Origin of the sequence: Flavobacterium glycogeni, assembly GCF_048286775.1 — a bacterium.
GTDB lineage: Bacteria > Bacteroidota > Bacteroidia > Flavobacteriales > Flavobacteriaceae > Flavobacterium.
The window spans coordinates 41,711-60,285 of the sequence record NZ_JBLVPV010000010.1; the positions used below are offsets into that span (position 1 = coordinate 41,711).

Annotated in this window: 18 protein-coding genes; 15 read left to right on the top strand and 3 right to left on the bottom strand. The window is 33.4% G+C overall.

What is annotated here, in order from left to right; genetic code table 11:
- Nucleotides 1–198 precede the first annotated feature (198 nt).
- From nadC to priA, 5 genes are all read left to right on the top strand, one after another.
- Nucleotides 199–1,056 (top strand): carboxylating nicotinate-nucleotide diphosphorylase, encoded by an 858-nt coding sequence (gene nadC / locus ACNQGX_RS09815; protein WP_417975789.1) that lies wholly within the window; start codon nt 199–201, stop codon nt 1,054–1,056.
- Entirely contained in the window at nt 1,053–1,961 is a 909-nt protein-coding gene (locus ACNQGX_RS09820) for a YihY/virulence factor BrkB family protein (protein WP_417975791.1), read from the top strand. The genes nadC and ACNQGX_RS09820 overlap by 4 nt, the downstream gene beginning before the upstream one ends.
- Nucleotides 1,962–2,036: 75 nt before the next feature.
- Nucleotides 2,037–2,468 (top strand): DUF2147 domain-containing protein, encoded by a 432-nt coding sequence (locus tag ACNQGX_RS09825; protein ID WP_417975793.1) that lies wholly within the window; start codon nt 2,037–2,039, stop codon nt 2,466–2,468.
- 83 nt (nt 2,469–2,551) lie between these two features.
- Nucleotides 2,552–2,983: a DUF2147 domain-containing protein gene (locus ACNQGX_RS09830; protein WP_417975953.1), complete on the top strand. Its 432-nt coding sequence runs from the start codon at nt 2,552–2,554 to the stop codon at nt 2,981–2,983.
- Between the two features lie 75 nt (nt 2,984–3,058).
- Nucleotides 3,059–5,524 (top strand): replication restart helicase PriA, encoded by a 2,466-nt coding sequence (priA, locus tag ACNQGX_RS09835; protein WP_417975795.1) that lies wholly within the window; start codon nt 3,059–3,061, stop codon nt 5,522–5,524.
- 11 nt (nt 5,525–5,535) lie between these two features.
- Here the strand turns inward: priA and ACNQGX_RS09840 are convergent, their stop codons facing one another.
- A complete protein-coding gene (locus tag ACNQGX_RS09840) occupies nt 5,536–6,231 on the bottom strand; it encodes a LytR/AlgR family response regulator transcription factor (protein ID WP_131916455.1) in 696 nt (231 codons plus the stop codon).
- Nucleotides 6,232–6,396: 165 nt separating this feature from the next.
- Here ACNQGX_RS09840 and rpsF point away from each other — a divergent pair, with 165 nt between their 5' ends.
- From rpsF to ACNQGX_RS09875, 7 genes are all read left to right on the top strand, one after another.
- The gene (rpsF, locus tag ACNQGX_RS09845) at nt 6,397–6,738 is read left to right on the top strand and encodes a 30S ribosomal protein S6 (protein WP_131916456.1); all 342 of its coding nucleotides are present in this window, start codon (nt 6,397–6,399) and stop codon (nt 6,736–6,738) included.
- Between the two features lie 5 nt (nt 6,739–6,743).
- A complete protein-coding gene (gene rpsR / locus ACNQGX_RS09850) occupies nt 6,744–7,040 on the top strand; it encodes a 30S ribosomal protein S18 (RefSeq protein ID WP_007138295.1) in 297 nt (98 codons plus the stop codon).
- Nucleotides 7,041–7,105: 65 nt separating this feature from the next.
- A complete protein-coding gene (rplI, locus tag ACNQGX_RS09855) occupies nt 7,106–7,546 on the top strand; it encodes a 50S ribosomal protein L9 (RefSeq protein ID WP_099715089.1) in 441 nt (146 codons plus the stop codon).
- Nucleotides 7,547–7,642: 96 nt separating this feature from the next.
- Complete coding sequence (locus ACNQGX_RS09860) at nt 7,643–10,816, top strand: TonB-dependent receptor (protein WP_417975797.1); 3,174 nt, start codon at nt 7,643–7,645, stop codon at nt 10,814–10,816.
- 112 nt (nt 10,817–10,928) lie between these two features.
- The gene (locus ACNQGX_RS09865) at nt 10,929–11,402 is read left to right on the top strand and encodes a DUF6495 family protein (RefSeq protein WP_131916457.1); all 474 of its coding nucleotides are present in this window, start codon (nt 10,929–10,931) and stop codon (nt 11,400–11,402) included.
- A 75-nt stretch (nt 11,403–11,477) separates the two neighbouring features.
- Nucleotides 11,478–13,481, top strand: a complete 2,004-nt coding sequence (ligA, locus tag ACNQGX_RS09870; RefSeq protein ID WP_417975799.1) for an NAD-dependent DNA ligase LigA — start codon at nt 11,478–11,480, stop codon at nt 13,479–13,481.
- Nucleotides 13,471–14,166: a lysoplasmalogenase family protein gene (locus tag ACNQGX_RS09875; protein ID WP_417975801.1), complete on the top strand. Its 696-nt coding sequence runs from the start codon at nt 13,471–13,473 to the stop codon at nt 14,164–14,166. The genes ligA and ACNQGX_RS09875 overlap by 11 nt, the downstream gene beginning before the upstream one ends.
- Before the next feature lie 122 nt (nt 14,167–14,288).
- On the opposite strand, the gene ACNQGX_RS09880 is transcribed toward ACNQGX_RS09875, so the two are convergent.
- Both ACNQGX_RS09880 and ACNQGX_RS09885 read right to left on the bottom strand, forming a co-directional pair.
- The gene (locus ACNQGX_RS09880) at nt 14,289–15,200 is read right to left on the bottom strand and encodes a bifunctional metallophosphatase/5'-nucleotidase (protein WP_417975803.1); all 912 of its coding nucleotides are present in this window, start codon (nt 15,198–15,200) and stop codon (nt 14,289–14,291) included.
- A 187-nt stretch (nt 15,201–15,387) separates the two neighbouring features.
- On the bottom strand, nt 15,388–16,191 hold the full coding sequence (locus tag ACNQGX_RS09885; RefSeq protein ID WP_417975805.1) for a 5'-nucleotidase C-terminal domain-containing protein: 804 nt from the start codon (nt 16,189–16,191) through the stop codon (nt 15,388–15,390).
- A 47-nt stretch (nt 16,192–16,238) separates the two neighbouring features.
- On the opposite strand from ACNQGX_RS09885, the gene ACNQGX_RS09890 reads away from it, so the two are divergent.
- The 3 genes from ACNQGX_RS09890 to ACNQGX_RS09900 all read left to right on the top strand — a co-directional run bounded on the left by ACNQGX_RS09890 (nt 16,239) and on the right by ACNQGX_RS09900 (nt 18,575).
- Nucleotides 16,239–16,757 (top strand): DUF6913 domain-containing protein, encoded by a 519-nt coding sequence (locus ACNQGX_RS09890; protein ID WP_417975807.1) that lies wholly within the window; start codon nt 16,239–16,241, stop codon nt 16,755–16,757.
- A 7-nt stretch (nt 16,758–16,764) separates the two neighbouring features.
- A complete protein-coding gene (dapA, locus tag ACNQGX_RS09895; RefSeq protein ID WP_417975809.1) occupies nt 16,765–17,652 on the top strand; it encodes a 4-hydroxy-tetrahydrodipicolinate synthase in 888 nt (295 codons plus the stop codon).
- Nucleotides 17,653–17,780: 128 nt separating this feature from the next.
- Entirely contained in the window at nt 17,781–18,575 is a 795-nt protein-coding gene (locus ACNQGX_RS09900) for an outer membrane protein assembly factor BamD (protein ID WP_417975811.1), read from the top strand.

The window sequence follows — 18,575 nt, forward strand, 5'->3', positions numbered from 1 at the left end:
ATAATTGATTTTATTAGATGAAAATGACAGATTACATAATGGCTGCTAAATTAATGACAATGATATTCTTATCTTAATTAAGATGTAATACTTTGTTAAAACATATTGATTTACCTCTTTTTTTCAAAGAACGGAGTGTACATGTTTTCAAATCCACAAAATAAAACTTACTTTAGCATTCCATAAATTTCCTATAAAATGATTAGCGATATACAGTTTAAAAATGAGTTAGACATACTGATACAAAATGCCATACGGGAAGATGTAGGTCCGGGCGACTATAGTTCTTTGGCTTGTATTCCAGCTACAGCAACTGGAAAAGCGAAGTTATTAGTAAAAGAAGACGGAATTATTGCGGGTGTGGCTTTCGCCAAAATGATTTTTGAGTATGTTGATCCTAATTTACAAATAGAAATTTTTATCGAGGATGGTACTCCGGTAAAAAAAGGAGATGTTGTTTTTCATGTTTCGGGAAGTTCACAATCTATTTTGAAATCGGAACGTGTAGTTTTGAATTCTATGCAAAGAATGTCAGCCATTGCTACTAAAACCAAAGAATACGTTCGTTTATTAGAAGGAACCAAAACTAAAATTCTCGATACGCGTAAAACGACACCGGGATTCAGAGCTTGCGAGAAATGGGCGGTGAAAATTGGCGGAGGCGAAAACCATCGTTTTGCTTTGTATGATATGGTAATGCTCAAGGACAATCACAACGATTTTGCCGGCGGAATTACTTTAGCTATAGCCAAAACCAAAGCTTTTTTAAAAGAGAATAATCTGGATTTAAAAATCATTGTGGAAGCCAGAAATCTGGATGAAATCAAAGAAATACTGGAGAGTGAAGGCGTTTTTAGAATTTTAATTGACAATTTCAATTATGATGATACTAAAAAAGCGGTAGCTTTGATTGGCGATAAATGCCAAACAGAATCCTCGGGAAATATCAATGAAAACACCATTCGGCATTATGCAGAATGTGGCGTAGATTATATTTCGTCCGGAGCCTTGACACATTCTATTTATAACATGGATTTGAGCTTGAAAGCGATATGAGTAAAGAAATAGAAATTAAATTACAAAGAATCCCAATAGTACGGAATCTGGTTAATGTGCTAAAAAAGATAGAGCTTCCTTGGCTGCAAGGATTGTCGTTGTATGATTTATTGGAACTTTACGGGTTAGGAATTGTCGAAAGCGCGCTAACGTATCATGCCAGTGCGATTGCATTTAGTTTTTTCATGGCATTATTTCCTTTTGCGCTGTTCATCTTAAACCTTATTCCATACATTCCTATTGAAGGTTTTCAGGATGATTTTCTTCAATTTGTTAGGGAAGGAGTGCCGCCCAATACGTACGATGCTATTTATAAAATTATCAATGATATTCTTAATAACAGTCACTCAGGATTAGTGTCTTATGGATTTTTGTTATCTATTTTGTTGATGGCAAACGGTTTAAATGGAATCCTTGGCGGATTTGAATCTTCCCGTCATGTTCTCATAAAAAGAGGGTTTATAAGGCAATATATTGTTGCTTTGGGAATGTCCTTATTGTTGTCATTTTTATTGATTGTGACTGTGGCAACAATTGTGGTTTTTGAAGTTTTTATTCAAAAAACAATACTGAGTGATCAAGTTGCGTTAATTGTTTTGGGAAGATATGCGTTTGTGATTTTAATGATTTTAGGGACAACGTCTATACTTTTCAAGTTTGGTACAAAACACGACAAAAACAGAGCATTTATATCGATAGGTTCCGTGTTTACTACCATATTGATTCTTTTGGATTCGTATGCTTTTGGTATATGGGTTATAAAGTTTTCTAAATACAATGAATTATATGGATCGATAGGAACATTATTGATCTTGATGTTTTACATTTGGATTAACTGCATGATATTGCTGTTGGGCTTCGAATTGAATGCCACAATAAACAAACTAAAAGTAAAGAAAGAGTAAAGTATTAAATCAAAATAGTTTCAAAATTAGGAGCTATCCCGATGGCTATCGGGACAGGGCTAAAAAAGTGTAACAATGAAAAAAAGCATAACAATACTCGCATTATTTATTTCGATGGCATTCTATGGTCAAAATCATACTGTTGTCGGGAAATGGAAGACTATTGATGATGAAACAGGAAAAGCCAAATCAATTGTGAAAGTCTATGAAAAATCAGGGAAAATCTATGGGAAAGTAGTTGAGATTCTGGAGGAAGAAAATAAAAATAGAGTTTGCGAAAATTGTTCGGGAGAGGATAAAAACAAACCCATTCTAGGCATGATTGTCATAAAAGGGCTTTCAAAAGTGGGAAAAGAATATAAAAAAGGCAAAATTCTGGATCCCAAAAACGGAAAACTCTACCAATGTTTCATCACACTCGACGGTAATGACAAACTGAAAGTTCGCGGTTTTATCGGAATTTCATTGTTTGGACGAACCCAATATTGGTATAGAGTAAAAGATTAATATTTTAATTTTCAATATTCTGTTGTCTGCGCAAAAGTTTAGGAAGAGGTGTTATTTAGAAATATAATTTAATTTAAAAAATGATGAATAAAAGTAATGTGTTAGGCCTGGTATTATTTTTTATGACCACTGTATGTATGCAAGGTCAAAGCGTTATCGGGAAATGGAAGACTATTGATGATCAAACAGGAAAAGCCAAATCAATTGTGGAAATCTACGAGCGTTCCGGAAAAATTTATGGAAAAATCATCGACATATTTGATGCTGAAAAGAAAAAAAACTTGTGCGTAAATTGTCCTGGTGACGAAAAAAACAAACCGGTTTTAGGTCTTGTCATTATTAAAGGACTTACAAAAGATGGTAATGAATACAATGCAGGAAAGATTCTTGACCCAACATCAGGAAAATTATACAAATGCTTTTTGGCTCTCGAAGGGAATGACAAATTAAAAGTACGCGGATATGTCGGCGTAGCATTATTTGGAAGAACACAAACCTGGAACAGAGTGAAATAATTATAAATTGTGAGTTATGAGTTCAAAATAAAGAATCAGCATAACTCAAAATTCATAACTCATAATTAAATACAAATGCATTTCGTCGAAGTAATTTTACCTCTTTCTTTAGCCAAAACCTTTACTTATAGCGTCTCTGAAGCGGAGTTCCATTATGTAAAAATTGGGATGCGGTTGGCGGTTCCTTTTGGTAAAAGTAAAATTTACACGGCATTAGTAATTGAAATTCATCAAAACAAACCCAGTTTATACGAAGCCAAAGAAATTCATCAAATTCTGGATGAAAAACCCATTGTAACTGAAATCCAAATTGCACATTGGCAATGGATTGCTTCCTATTATATGTGTGCCATTGGTGATGTGTATCGTGGTGCCATGCCAAGTGCTCTTTTGCTGGAAAGCGAAACCGTAATTTCCCGAATCCCGATAGCTATCGGGACGGATTTGTTTGTAGATACAAGCCTACTTTCGGATGATGAATTTTTGGTTTACGAAGCTCTGCAGCAGCAGAGTTCTCTGAAAGTGCAGGACATTATATCTATTTTAAACAAGAAGAATATCTTCCCCGTTATTCAAAAATTGATAGACAAAAACATATTAGTACTTCAGGAAGAAATACAGGAAACCTACAAACCTAAGTTAATTCGTTATGTTCGTTTGCATCCTAAATATGAATCAAACGATGGGTTGAGCGAATTACTCGAAACACTCAAAAGCGCTAACAAGCAGAAAGAAATTGTATTGAATTATTTTCAATTGAGTGCTACAGAGAAGAAGCCTATTGCCGTAAAAAAACTTGTTGAAGCAGCCAATTCTTCTTCGGCAATTGTTAAGGCATTAATTGAAAAAGAAATATTTGAAGATTATTTTCTTCAAGAAGACCGAGTAAATTTCACAGGAAAAATACGCGAAGATCAATTGCAGTTGAGTTTGGCTCAGCAAAAAGCTTTTGAGGAAATCAAAGAGAGTTTTATTCAAAAAGAAGTGTGTTTGTTGCATGGTGTCACTTCGAGCGGAAAAACAGAAATCTATATTAAGCTCATTGAAGAATATCTGGAAACCGGAAAACAAATCTTGTATTTATTACCGGAGATTGCTTTGACCACTCAATTGGTTGGCAGGTTGCGAACTTATTTTGGTAATAAAGTAGCTGTTTTTCATTCGAAATATAATAATAATGAGCGCATCGAAGTTTGGAATCAAGTTTTGGTAAATTCTGAGAAAGCGCAAGTGGTGATAGGAGCGAGGTCATCCTTGTTTTTACCATTCTATAATCTGGGATTCATAATTGTCGATGAAGAGCACGAACAGACTTTTAAGCAAGTAGATCCAGCGCCGCGTTATCATGCTCGCGATGCGGCTATAGTTTTGGCTCATTCGCATAAAGCAAAAGTGCTTTTGGGTTCGGCTACGCCAAGTATTGAAACGTATTTCAATGCCAAATCGGATAAATTTGGTCTGGTCGAAATTTCGGAACGATTTGGGAATGTCATGATGCCGAATATTGAATTGGTGGATTTGAAAGATAAATACTTTCGTAAAAAAATGACAGGACATTTTAGTGATGTTTTAATTGAGGAAATTAATATCGCTTTGTCATTGGGCGAACAAGTCATTTTGTTTCAAAACAGACGCGGATATTCTCCTGTAATAGAATGTATGACTTGCGGTCATGTACCACAATGTCAGCAGTGTGATGTGAGCTTAACCTATCATAAGCATAAAAATCAGTTGCGTTGCCATTATTGTGGATATACAATGGCAAAACCTACACATTGTCATTCCTGTTCCAGCGTTGATTTGACTACTAAAGGCTTTGGAACCGAACAAATCGAACAAGAGTTAGTGTCTATTTTTCCAAATTCTAAAATTGGAAGAATGGATCAGGATACCACCAGAGGGAAATTTGGATTCGAAAAAATTATCGATAGCTTCAAGAATAGAGAGATGGATATTTTAGTTGGAACGCAAATGCTGGCCAAGGGACTGGATTTTGATAACGTGAGTTTGGTGGGAATCATGAATGCGGATAATATGTTGTATCACCCTGATTTTAGGGCTTTCGAGAGAAGTTTTCAAATGATGACTCAAGTTGCGGGAAGGGCAGGACGTTCAGAAAAACAAGGAAAAGTGGTAATACAGACGTATAATCCCAATCATAATACAATACAGCAAGTCACTAATAATGATTATTTGGGCATGTACAAGGAACAGTTGTATGACCGCCAAATATATAAATACCCGCCGTATTTCAGGATTATAAAACTAACCTTGAAACAGCGCGATTTTGATAAATTAAAAGAAGGTTCGATGTGGTTGTATCAAGTGATGAGCCAGAACCTGAATATACCGGTGCTGGGACCTGAAGAGCCCGCAATAAGCAGAATTAGAAATGAATACATTCGTACGATTATAATCAAAATCCCTCAGAATACATCAATTGTAAACACAAAAAAAACTATCCAGAAAATGTTGAATAGTTTTGAAGCTGTTGCTCAATACAGAGCTATAAAAGTTACGTCAAACGTCGATTTTTATTAAAATTCAGTTGGTTATGAAAAGGCAAGTGCTCTTACTAAATCTTCTTTTTTGTGTCTGCTCAAAGGGATTTTTGTCACTCCAATTTCAGCAAATTTACTATTAAAACGTTCTACTTTATCAATGTTGATAATATAGGATTTGTGTACACGTACAAATTTTTCTTTTGACAGGTCATTTTCAAAAGATTTCATGGTAGAAAGCACCAGATTGCTATCTTCTTCAGTAACTACTCTAACGTAATCACCAAAAGCTTCAATCCATTTTATTTTAGAAGTGAAAATTTTCAATTTTTTCAAATTGCTTTTAATGAAAATATGTTCCCCTTCTTCTTCTTTGTTTTCTTTTTTAAGTAGGTGTAAGTCAATAGCCCTTTTAACCGAAGCATTGAATCTGTCGATTGCAATTGGTTTTTGAAGATAGTCCGTAGCATCATAATCAAACGCTTTCATAGCATACTCAGCTTTTGAGGTGATGAAAATAATTTGAGGTTTTACTTTTAAACCATCCAAAAAATCAAAACCGCTAATTACAGGCATTTCAATGTCTAGAAAGATAAGGTCAACATTGTGTATGGACATACAACTCCTCGCTTCGATTGCATTAGAAAAATCACCGATCAAGTGTAAATTTTGATGATTATTAACTAACTTAGCGATAATCATTCTTTGAATAGAACTATCATCTACTACAACACAGTTTAGTTTCATAATATAGTATATTTAGATTTGGCAGAGTAAATATATTACTTTTTTATTTAAAAAAATTAATTGAGCCGATTTTTTTTACCATACGTCGAATAAAATGAAATAAGACTTGCTTAATAAGATTAATTGATTACTTTTGCACCCAAAATAACAAATAAATATATATTTATGAATCATTATGAAACTGTTTTCATTTTAAATCCCGTTTTATCTGAAGTTCAGGTAAAGGAAACAGTAAGCAAATTTGAAGATTTTCTTACTAGTAGAGGAGCAGAAATGGTGTCGAAAGAAGACTGGGGCCTTAAAAAAATGGCTTACGAAATTCAAAACAAAAAAAGTGGTTTTTACCATTTATTCGAATTCAAAGTAGCTGGAGAAGTGCTTGTTGCTTTTGAAACTGAATTTAGACGTGACGAAAGAGTAATGCGTTTCTTGACTGTAAGTCTTGACAAACACGCTATTTCTTGGGCTGAAAGAAGAAGAACTAAATTAAAATCTACAAAAGCTTAATTATCATGGCAACATTACAACAATCGGCTTCAGGAAAAAAAGACGGAGATATCAGATATCTTACGCCTTTGAACATAGAAACAAACAAAACTAAAAAGTATTGTCGTTTCAAAAAATCAGGTATCAAATATATTGACTATAAAGATGCTGATTTCTTATTGAAATTCGTTAATGAGCAAGGAAAAATACTTCCTCGTCGTTTAACTGGAACTTCATTGAAATACCAAAGAAAAGTGTCTGTAGCTGTAAAAAGAGCACGTCACTTAGCTTTAATGCCATATGTGGCTGATTTACTAAAATAATAATTTAACTCAGTTGTTGGTTTTCTGAAACATGAAACCTAACTTCTATAACAAAGGACAACAACATGGAACTTATTTTAAGACAAGACGTTCAAAATTTAGGATTTAAAGATGATATTGTAACGGTAAAAAATGGTTACGGTCGTAACTTTTTGATCCCACAAGGTCACGCGCATTTAGCGACTTCTTCTGCAAAGAAAGTATTAGCTGAAAACCTAAAACAAAGAGCGCACAAAGAAGCTAAAGTGGTAGCAGATGCAAAAGCATTAGCTGAAGCTTTGAAAGCTATCGAAATTAAAATCTTTGCAAAAGCAGGTGGTGAAAAATTATTCGGTTCAATCACGAATATTGATATCGCTGAATCTTTAGCTAAAGGTGGACAACAAATCGAAAGAAAATTCATCACAAGCGGAATCGTTAAACGTACTGGTAAGTATACTGCCAGCGTTCGTTTACACAGAGATGTTATCGTTGAATTAGACTACGAAATCGTTGCTGAAAAATAACATTTAGTTAACATTTTGTTAATAAGATATAAAAATCACTCTTCGGAGTGATTTTTTTTTGCCTAATTTTGCGCAAAATAACTAACATTCAATCAGATGAAAAAAATTATTGCTTTACTATTTTTTGTTTTCGGTCTTCACTCGATGATAGGTCAGACGACAACATCTAGCATAAAAGGAATCGTGAAAAGTTCAAGTGCTGAATTATTGCCTGGGGCAAACGTCTTGGCGATTCATACACCAACAGGATCTAAATATTCTGCATTGTCAAATGCGGATGGAAGATTCAATATATTAAATATGAAAATAGGGGGACCATACAAAGTGGTGGTGTCATTTATAGGGTATCAAAATCAAGAATTCAATGATGTTTATCTTGAATTAGGGAAAGCTTTTAGTTTAGACGTGCTTTTGAATGATGAAAGTCAGAAATTAGAGGAAGTGAAAGTGGTTAGTTCTAAAAATAAAGTTTTTGAAAGTGGCAGAACAGGTGCTGAGACTACAATTGGCCGAAGAGAATTAGCTGCATTGCCATCTATCTCTAGATCTGCTGAAGATTTTACACGTATGGAGCCAAGTGCAAGTGGTGGTTCTTTTGGTGGTAGAAATGATCAATACAACAGTTACTCCTTAAATGGTGCCGTTTTTAATAATCCTTTCGGATTAGATGCGGCAACTCCTGGTGGACAAACGGGATCTCAACCAATTTCATTGGATGCTATTGACCAAATTCAGGTTGCTACAGCTCCTTATGATGTGACTTTGTCTGGGTTTACGGGTGCTTCGGTAAATGCTGTAACAAAATCAGGTACCAATGAATTTCATGGAACTGCTTATAGTTTCTTTAGAAATCAAGACTTAACAGGAAGTAAGATTAAAGGGGAGAAAATATTTGTTCCTTCTTTAGAGCAAACTCAAGCTGGTGTTAGTATTGGTGGACCAATAATCAAAGATAAATTGTTCTTTTTTGCTAATTATGAAATTGACAAAAGAAGCGATTTAGGATCCAACTTTGTAGCTAATGATGGAAACGGGACAACAGGCATAAACGAATCCAGAGTTTTGGAAACAGATTTAATGAATGTTTCAAATGCATTGTCAACATTAGGTTATAATACAGGAGCGTTTCAAGGTTTTACGCATAATTCGGATTCTAACAAGGGAATTGTAAAATTAGATTGGAACATTAATGACAACCATAAATTGGCAGTTATTTATAATTTTTTGAATGCGTCCAAAGACAAGCCGGCTCACCCTACAGCCTTAGGTTTTAGAGGACCAAACGCATCAATTCTTCAGTTTGAAAAATCAGGATATCAGATAAACAACGAATTAGATTCATTTTTAGTTGAATTAAATTCAAAATTTAGTGAAACGGTTTCGAATAAATTACAAGCAGGTTATACTCATTTTAATGATTATAGAAATCCATTTTCAACTCCTGCACCAGTAATTACTATTCAAGATGGAGCAGGTTCTAATTATATTATTGCTGGACATGAGCCTTTTTCAATGAATAACACTTTAGATCAAAAGGTGATTCAAATAACAGACAATTTGAATTATACTACTGGAGATCATACTTTAACGTTTGGAGGTTCATTTGAAAAATACGAATTCAAAAACTCTTTTAACTTAACGGCTTATGAAAATTTTGCTAACTCAAATTATTATGGTTTGTTTCGTCCTTATTCAGATGTCGCAACGTTTTTAGCTGATGCAGCAAATCCTTTTATAACGAGTACAATAAAACAAAATTTGCAATACGCACAAGATCAGTTTAACACTAAGAATACTTTTGGTGTTGGTAATGATAAAGGTTGGAAGTTAGCGGAATTAAACGTTGGGCAACTGGCTTTTTATGTGCAAGATGATTGGAGTATTAATGATAATTTTAAATTATCTTTAGGTGTAAGAGCCGATAAACCTTTGTATTTTGATACTTCTGATTTAATTCAAAAATATATTGACACGGATAATGGCGCTACGAGAGATAATTCTAAAGATTATTTTGACCCGGAAACAGCTGCTGCCGTTAAATTAATTTCTACGACTTTACCAAGCAATAAGATACTTTGGTCGCCAAGATTAGGTTTCAATTGGGATATTCAAGGAGATAAAACGACACAACTTCGAGGAGGAACTGGAATTTTTACTGGAAAACTTCCTTTTGTTTGGTTAGGAAATCAAGTTAGTGGTTCAGATGATGGTTTTTTCCAAATTATGGATAAAGATTTTAAATGGCCTCAAGTTTTTAGAACAAGTTTAGGATTAGATCATAAGTTTATCAATAATTATATTGTTACTGTTGATTTATCTTATAATAAAGATATTAATGGAGTTCATGTACAAAATTGGGGATTAAAAACACCTACTGGTAATTTAGTTGGTGCTGATGCTAGAGCAATTTACGGTTCTTCTGATAAAGGAACAAATAGTGCCTATGTAATGACAAATTCAAATAAAGGTAGCGTTTTTAATGGTTCTGTTAAAGTGCAAAAGAACTTTGATAATGGTTTATATGCTAGTTTAGCTTATAATTATTTAGTTGCAAAAGATGTGAATTCTATTGAAGCTGAAATTACTGGTGATGCTTTTGCTTTTAATCCTGCTTTAGGAAATGTAAACAATGCGGTTTTATCTAATTCTAAATATGGTGATACAAACCGTTTTATTGGTGTGGCTTCTAAAAAATGGAAATACGGTTCTAATGATAAATGGGCGACTACAGTTTCTACTTTCTTCGAATATGCTCAAGGAGGTCGTTTTAATTATATTTATGGTGGAGACATCAACAACGATGGTTCTGGTACGAATGATTTAATTTATATTCCTACTTCTGCGCAAATTAGTACAATGAGCTTTTCTGGAGCAGGTCAAGGAGCTGCATATGATGCATTTATCAGTCAAGACGATTATTTGAGTGGAAGAAGAGGACAGTATGCAGAACGTTACGGTGCTTTATCTCCATGGAGAGGAAAATGGGATTTTAAATTTATGCAAGATTATAACTTTAAAATATCTTCAGCTTCTGATAAAAAGAATACAATCCAATTCAGTATTGATGTGTTGAACTTAGGGAATCTACTTAATTCTGATTGGGGATTGGTTCAGGTGCCTACAAGTGTACAACCAATTGGAGTTTCTGTAGACCAAGTTACAAAAATACCAACCTATACTTTTAATGGTGCTCAAACTAAAACCTTCAACTATGATGCTAGTTTAGCTTCAAGATGGCAGGCACAATTTGGAATTAGATATATTTTCTAAAAAAAAAGATAAAAAATATATTAAATTTGCCCTCTCGTTTGAGAGGGCTTTTTTTTTGATTTAAAATCTCAAAAGAGAGTTGAAAACAAAAGTTAAATACTAAAATACAATAATGAAATACTCAAGATTAACAAAAGAACAATTTGAGGAACTGAATCCCGAATTCAGTACTTTTTTAGCAACTCAAGCGATTGATAAAGCCGAGTGGGATAAAATAAAAGCCGAGAAACCAGAAGTTGCGGAACAGGAATTAGACGTTTTTTCTGATTTGATTTGGGAAGGTGTTCTTTCAAAAGCAACGTATTTGGAGCATTTTTCCAAAAATCATATTTTCCTTTTTCATTGCTTTGATACCCATGTTCAATCGATTGTTTTAAAATCATTGGTTCCTGAAGTTGATTTTTTGACCAAAGATGGATTGCAATGGCTTAGCGATAATATGTTTACGGATACTATTGAAATGAAAGTTGGGAAAAAAGAGTTTACAGATGAGCGCAATACTTCCATTTTTGAATTGATACAACAAGGTTCGTTTTTGAGTGATGGCCTTTTATACCAACAAATAAATACGATTATAGCCTCGTAATTGTATTGCTATTTATTTTTAATTGGTTATTTTAGTACACTTTTTCAAAACTAAAATAGCCAATTTTTATTTTCTATGGATATTCAAAATACGATTCAAAAATTAAGGGAGGAATTAAACCAACACAACCATAATTATTATGTGTTAGATACACCCACAATTTCCGATTTTGAATTTGATTTAAAATTAAAACAACTTCAGGATTTAGAAGATAAATATCCAGAATATTTTGACGAAAATTCCCCTTCGCAACGAGTAGGAGGTACGATTACAAAAAACTTCCAAACAGTTGCTCATGAGCATCGAATGTATTCGTTGGATAATTCCTATTCCAAAGAAGAATTAATGGACTGGGAAAAGCGTGTTCAAAAAGTATTAGGTGATGTTCCGTTAGAATATACTTGTGAATTAAAATATGATGGGGCATCCATCAGCATTACCTATGAAAATGGAAAACTAAAACGTGCTGTTACGCGTGGAGACGGTTTTCAGGGAGATGATGTCACTAATAATATCAAAACCATAAAATCGATTCCATTAAAAATAAAAGGAAATTTTCCTGCTACATTTGATGTTCGCGGTGAAATCATTTTACCTTTTGCCGGATTCGAAAAAATGAATCAGGAATTAATTGAAATTGGAGAAACGCCTTATTCAAATCCAAGGAATACAGCTTCCGGAAGTTTAAAATTACAGGATAGTGCTGAAGTGGCAAAACGCCCTTTGGATTGCCTGTTGTATTTTTTAATTGGAAATAATCTTCCTTTCAAATCGCAATTTGAAGGATTAGAAACGGCAAGAAATTGGGGTTTCAAAGTACCAAAAGAAGCAAAATTAGCCAATAGTTTAACCGAGGTTTTCGAATTTATAGATTATTGGGATGTTCACAGGCACAATCTTCCTTATGAAACTGATGGTGTAGTCGTAAAAGTAAATTCTTTTCACTATCAGGATGAATTGGGTTTTACTGCGAAATCTCCTCGTTGGGCAATTGCCTATAAATTCAAATCAGAACAAGTTTTTACACGATTAAATTCAATTTCGTATCAAGTTGGACGAACGGGTTCCATTACTCCAGTGGCCAACTTAGAGCCGGTACAATTAGCCGGAACTATTGTGAAACGCGCCTCTTTGCACAATGCGGATCAAATAGAAAAACTAGATATTCGTGTTGGAGATACTGTTTTTGTAGAAAAAGGAGGAGAGATTATTCCTAAAATAATTGCAGTCGATTTTACTAAACGACCAGAAAACTCAGAAGCTACAAAATACATTACGCATTGCCCGGAATGCAATACAGAATTGGTGAGAAGTGAAGGCGAAGCCAATCATTATTGCCCTAATTTTTATGGTTGTCCACCGCAAATTGTTGGGAGGATTCAGCATTATATTTCCCGAAAAGCCATGGATATTGAAGGTCTTGGAGGAGAAACGGTAGCATTACTGTTTAATAACGGATTGGTTCATAATTATGCTGATTTGTATGAGTTGACCGTAGAACAAATTCGCCCTTTGGAGCGAATGGCTCAAAAATCAGCAGAGAATTTAGTAAATGGAGTGGCCAATTCAAAAAGTATTCCTTTCGAGCGCGTTTTGTTTGCTCTTGGAATCCGATTTGTTGGAGAAACGGTAGCTAAAAAACTAGCCAAACATTATAAAAGTATCGATGCATTGCGTCAGGCTACATTGATGGATTTAATTTTAGTGGATGAAATTGGAGATCGAATAGCACAAAGTGTACTTGACTTTTTTGAAAACGAGGAAAATAGAATTATTATTGACCGACTAAAAAATTTTGGTGTTCAATTTGAAATTGTTGAAAAGATAAATCCAAATGCAACAGACAAACTTTCCGAAAAAATCTTTGTTGTTTCAGGAGTTTTTGAGAAATTTTCCAGAGATGATTTAAAAAAAGCTATTGAAGATAACGGCGGAAAAGTGGGAAGTTCTATTTCGGCAAAGACGGATTATGTTGTTGCAGGAGATAATATGGGGCCCGCTAAACTGGATAAAGCAACTAAACTGAATATCCCGATAATCTCCGAGGATGATTTTATGAAACTAATAAATGAAAGCTAATACACCTTCACTGATCCTTTATTTTTCAGCTTGTTTTTTTACTATTTTATTTAATTTAATAGGTCAGGAAGAGTATGTATTTTATGCAAAATCCCTAGTAGTACCATCCATTTTTATTTATTATTTAACTACAAATAATTATAAAATTGATTTAATAAAAGGAGGGATTTTTTTGTTTTCTTTTATAGGGGATGTTTTTATCTTGATGAGCGACAGTAATTCGGAAGTAGGTTCAGTACTGAGTTTTTTGACCGTTTATCTGCTGCTTATAATTCATCTTGTTAATGGGTTCAAAAAATTAAAATTTAATAGAACGGATGTTTTATCTATACTATGTGTAATTTTTGTAATGCTCGTTTTATCATTTACTATTTTGAGTTTGCAATTTGAGAAAATGAAAACAGATTTTTCAATAATTATAATGTACAGTATAATCTTGGGTACATTAATTTGTATTTCTGTTGTAAATTATATTACAAAAAGCAATTATGCTTTTTTGAATTTGGTATTAATGTCAACTTGCTTTTTGCTTTCGGATGTTTTTTATGTTCTAAATGGTTTTTATCTGTCACTTTTTACCTTTAGTTTAATTGAAATAATAACACAGGTGTTTTCGTATTTTTTCATGGTCAATTATTTTATTGAGAATGATAAAGTCCTTAAAAAAATAGATGCTTGTCCGTAACTAATACCAATGTGTTTAATTTTGTCATTTCGATCCCGACGCTTCGGGATCGAAATGACAAAACAGCTAAATTTTATTCATAAGATGTAGCTTGGTACAAGCAACGGATAATCACAAAAAAATTATACAAAAATCGATTTTCCTTCAAAAGCTTTTGCTTTGTCGTTATCCAAATAAAAATCTATTCTGCCCAGATTTATACCGTAACAGCCGACTTGGTTTACTAGAACTTCTTTGCCGGCAAGATTTTTTACAACGGTTGGTTTGTCTAGAAAAGTATGCGTATGTCCGCCAATAATCAAGTCAATGTCTTGCGTTAGTTCGGCTAATTTCAAATCACAGATTTTAGTAGGTTCGTCTCTGTATTTATACCCTAAATGAGACAAACAAATCACTAAATCGCACTTTTGTTCTTTCTTTAAAATCCGAACCATATCTTGAGCCGTTTCAAGAGGATTATTATAAACGGTTTCTTTGTACATTCCTTTATCTACTAAACCATCTAGCTCGATTCCAAGCCCAAAAACACCTACTTTAATGCCATTCTTGTTGAATATTTTATACGGTTTTACAAAACCATCCATCACGGTGTTTTTAAAATCGTAGTTGGCGGATAGGAACTCAAATTTAGCATGTGGCATTTGCGCATGTAAACCTTCAACACCGTTATCAAAATCATGATTTCCTATCGTAGAAGCATCATATTGCATCATGCTCATCAATTTGAATTCTAATTCTCCGCCATAATAATTAAAATAAGGCGTTCCTTGAAAAATATCGCCCGCATCCAGCAATAATACATTTGGATTTTCTTTTCGAATCGTTTCAATCAAAGCGGCTCTTCGCGCTACGCCACCCATATTTGCATTTCTGGGATGATCCGCAGGAAACGGATCAATATAACTGTGTACATCATTTGTATGTAAAATAGTAAGATGTCTTTTTTGTGAAGATTCAAAGCTGCTTAATGATAAACCTAAACTTAGTAAAGCTGAACTCGCAGCTGTTTTTTCTATAAATTCTCTTCTTTTCATTTTTATTTATTTTAATCCAATTGTCATTGCGAGGAACGAAGCAATCAGGAGCTATTTCCCGCTTCCCGATAGCTATCGGGACGCTATATCTTTATGTTTTTAAAGGAAAAACATAAAGGATGCCGCTTCAATCGGGGCTAGGGCTTTACGTTTTCTAAAACTATTTTGTTATCTAAATCCGAATTACTTATTCAACAGTAATTCTAACATCATTTATCACAGGAATTGTATCTACTTCTTTAAAATAATCAATAAGAATATTTCGTAGTTTATAGTCTAAATCAAATTTCTGAACCCCTTTTTTAAAGAAATTCATGTTGTCTCCGCCATTAGACAAATAATCATTGGTTCCTACGTAATAAATAGTCTCTTTTTGAACAGGTTTTCCTTGTACTAATATGTTTTTTGGAAGATTGTTTTTATCAATGGTAAATGTTACTCCAGCTATCGGATGTGGTTTTTTTTCGGCGATAAAATAATCGACTATTTCAAGAATTTGTTCTCCTTTTAAAGCAATCACAACCAAACTATTTTCAAAAGGCATAATTTCAAAAGCCGTTCTTGCTGTTACATTTCCTTTTGGAAGTATAGAACGAATTCCTCCGCTATTGAGCAAACAAATATCGATGTTCTTTTTTTCTCTGGCTTGAAACACAATATTTCCTCTCATCAAAGTAACATCAGCCATCAAATTACCAATTGTAGTTTGCCATTTCCCAGTGCTTTTATCTAATGTTTCCGGACAATAAGCCAAAATGCTGTCTAAATCTTTGTTGATGTGTTCTCTGTACGGTTTGATGAAATTTTCAATTTGCTTAGCCTGTTCACTCTGAGAGATAGCGGCTTGATTTTCCTTTTCGGTGATTGGAATTCGTTTGCCTTCTATTTTAGTAACGTAGTAATTTTGTTTGCTGCAAGAGGCAACAAAAAAAAATGTTAAGAATATAACAAAAAGTTTAGAAACATCGTTATACTTTTTTAGATTTACCATTTTAAATGCGACTTAATTAATTAATTTTGTAATCAAGTAAAAGTAATATGTTTTTGAATTATATAAAGGATTATTTTGTAAAAAAAACATTAAAAAAAAGCTTTCAAAATTTAAAAAATATTGAGTCAGTTAATGTTGTAAAAACAATCGGTTTACTGGTTGATGGCAGCCGTTTTGCCAAAACGGAAGCATTGATTGCAGCGTTAACGGCAAACGGAATCGCACCAAAAAATATAACAACAATTGTTTACAGGGATAAATTTAAGAAAACAGCAGACAAAAAATTTCCTGTATTCAATTCAGGACATTTAAAATGGAATGGAGAAATTTCTTCTCCGGAAGTAAATGATTTCATCAATAAAAAATTTGATTTGTTAATCAGTTATTATGACATAGAAAAAGCAATTTTATTAAAAATTAATCATGATTCAAAAGCGCAATTTAAAGTCGGTTTTTCATTAATAGACAAAAGATTAAATCATTTTATGATTAAAACGTATGTCGATAATTATACACTTTTTGTAAGTGAATTATTCAAATATTTAAAATTATTAAACAAATTATAAATCTAATATGCAATCATTAATAGGTACTGGTGTTGCTCTTGTAACCCCGTTTAAAGAAGATTTTTCAATTGACACCGAAGCATTAAAAAGGATCGTAAATTTTTCAATCGATGGAGGAATTGAATATCTTGTAGTATTGGGTACAACTGCAGAAAATGCAACATTGTCTCAAGACGAAAAAGAATTAGTTATTAGTACCGTAATCGAGGCTAATAATGGAAGTTTGCCATTAGTACTTGGAGTAGGAGGAAACAACACTTTTAAAGTGACAGAAGAGTTGAGAACAAGAGATTTGTCTCAATTTGCAGCGGTTTTATCGGTTTCACCGTATTATAACAAACCTACTCAGGAAGGTATTTACCAACACTTTAAAGCAGTTGCTGAAGCATCGCCAATTCCTGTAATTTTATACAATGTCCCAGGAAGAACAGCCAGCAATATGTTGCCTTCAACGGTTATACGCTTAGCTAATGATTTTGAAAATATCGTAGCCATTAAGGAAGCTGCCGGTGATATTGTTCAAGCCATGCAATTGTTAAAAAACAAACCAAAAGATTTTTTGGTAATTTCAGGTGATGATATGATTGCTTTGCCGATGGTTTTGGCAGGTGGATCAGGCGTTATATCTGTAATTGGGCAAGGTTTTCCTAAAGAATTTTCTGAAATGATTCGATTAGGTTTGAATCGAAAAGTAGATGAAGCATTCAAATCACAGTACCTTTTGGCGGATTGTATCGATATGATTTTTGAGCAAGGAAATCCGGCAGGAATCAAACAAGTGTTTCTATCACTGGGAATTTCAGAAAACACAGTGCGTTTGCCACTTGTAAAAGTAGATGATTCGCTCGCAAGCAGAATTGATCAGTTTGTAAAAAAAGTCAATAAACAAGGGTAAAAAAAGACACTTTTTTTAAACAAAAAATATATTTTGAAGTCGCTAAATTAATAACTAAATTTGCCACCGAAACTTCGGTATGATTTTATGGGGTGTTTCAACCAAGAAATCATAAAAAAAGTAAAAAAATGAAAAAAATTATATCTCTATTGCTTCTTGTAGCTCTATTCAGTTCTTGTAACGAATACCAAAAAGCATTAAAAACCGAAGATGTCGCTGTTAAATTTGAAATGGCCACTAAATTATACGACGCAGGAAAATATTCTAAAGCGATTCGTATTTTTGAACAAATTGCTCCTGCTTACAGAGGGAAACCTCAAGCGGAAAAATTGTTTTACATGTTTGCTCAATCCTATTACAAAACAAAACAATATTACTTGGCAGGGTATCAATTTGAAAGCTTTGTTTCGGGATATCCAAAAAGTGAAAAATTACAGGAAGCAGCCTATTTGGGAGCAAAAAGCTACTCTATGTTATCTCCTGTTTATAGTTTAGATCAAACAGATACCACAAAAGCATTAGATAAATTGCAATCATTTATTGATAATTATCCTAATTCTGAGTATTTAACGGAGGCTAATAGTGCCGTAAAAGTGCTTAGTGAAAAAATAGAAAAAAAGGTTTTCGAAAATGCTAAAGGATACAATACAATTTCTGATTATAAATCAGCAATTGTTGCTTTAGACAATTTTGTAGCGGATTATCCGGGAACTCCATTAAAAGAAGATGCTTTATATTACAAGTTAGATTCAGCCTATCAATTGGCTATTAATAGTATCCCATCAAAAATGGAAGAGCGATTAAATGTTGCAAAAGCAGCGCAATTGAACTTGATTAAATTTAAAGCGGATACCAAATACAAGCAAGAAGCAAACGAAATGTTAGCTCGAATAGATAAAGATTTACAAAAATTTACTAAATAA

What these genes read in the sequence shown, in the direction of transcription:
- nadC (WP_417975789.1), top strand. Translation starts at nt 199, where the DNA reads ATGATTAGCGATATACAGTTTAAAAATGAGTTAGACATACTGATACAA.
- ACNQGX_RS09820 (WP_417975791.1), top strand. Translation starts at nt 1,053, where the DNA reads ATGAGTAAAGAAATAGAAATTAAATTACAAAGAATCCCAATAGTACGG.
- ACNQGX_RS09825 (WP_417975793.1), top strand. Translation starts at nt 2,037, where the DNA reads ATGAAAAAAAGCATAACAATACTCGCATTATTTATTTCGATGGCATTC.
- ACNQGX_RS09830 (WP_417975953.1), top strand. Translation starts at nt 2,552, where the DNA reads ATGAATAAAAGTAATGTGTTAGGCCTGGTATTATTTTTTATGACCACT.
- priA (WP_417975795.1), top strand. Translation starts at nt 3,059, where the DNA reads ATGCATTTCGTCGAAGTAATTTTACCTCTTTCTTTAGCCAAAACCTTT.
- ACNQGX_RS09840 (WP_131916455.1), bottom strand. Translation starts at nt 6,231, where the DNA reads ATGAAACTAAACTGTGTTGTAGTAGATGATAGTTCTATTCAAAGAATG.
- rpsF (WP_131916456.1), top strand. Translation starts at nt 6,397, where the DNA reads ATGAATCATTATGAAACTGTTTTCATTTTAAATCCCGTTTTATCTGAA.
- rpsR (WP_007138295.1), top strand. Translation starts at nt 6,744, where the DNA reads ATGGCAACATTACAACAATCGGCTTCAGGAAAAAAAGACGGAGATATC.
- rplI (WP_099715089.1), top strand. Translation starts at nt 7,106, where the DNA reads ATGGAACTTATTTTAAGACAAGACGTTCAAAATTTAGGATTTAAAGAT.
- ACNQGX_RS09860 (WP_417975797.1), top strand. Translation starts at nt 7,643, where the DNA reads ATGAAAAAAATTATTGCTTTACTATTTTTTGTTTTCGGTCTTCACTCG.
- ACNQGX_RS09865 (WP_131916457.1), top strand. Translation starts at nt 10,929, where the DNA reads ATGAAATACTCAAGATTAACAAAAGAACAATTTGAGGAACTGAATCCC.
- ligA (WP_417975799.1), top strand. Translation starts at nt 11,478, where the DNA reads ATGGATATTCAAAATACGATTCAAAAATTAAGGGAGGAATTAAACCAA.
- ACNQGX_RS09875 (WP_417975801.1), top strand. Translation starts at nt 13,471, where the DNA reads ATGAAAGCTAATACACCTTCACTGATCCTTTATTTTTCAGCTTGTTTT.
- ACNQGX_RS09880 (WP_417975803.1), bottom strand. Translation starts at nt 15,200, where the DNA reads ATGAAAAGAAGAGAATTTATAGAAAAAACAGCTGCGAGTTCAGCTTTA.
- ACNQGX_RS09885 (WP_417975805.1), bottom strand. Translation starts at nt 16,191, where the DNA reads ATGGTAAATCTAAAAAAGTATAACGATGTTTCTAAACTTTTTGTTATA.
- ACNQGX_RS09890 (WP_417975807.1), top strand. Translation starts at nt 16,239, where the DNA reads ATGTTTTTGAATTATATAAAGGATTATTTTGTAAAAAAAACATTAAAA.
- dapA (WP_417975809.1), top strand. Translation starts at nt 16,765, where the DNA reads ATGCAATCATTAATAGGTACTGGTGTTGCTCTTGTAACCCCGTTTAAA.
- ACNQGX_RS09900 (WP_417975811.1), top strand. Translation starts at nt 17,781, where the DNA reads ATGAAAAAAATTATATCTCTATTGCTTCTTGTAGCTCTATTCAGTTCT.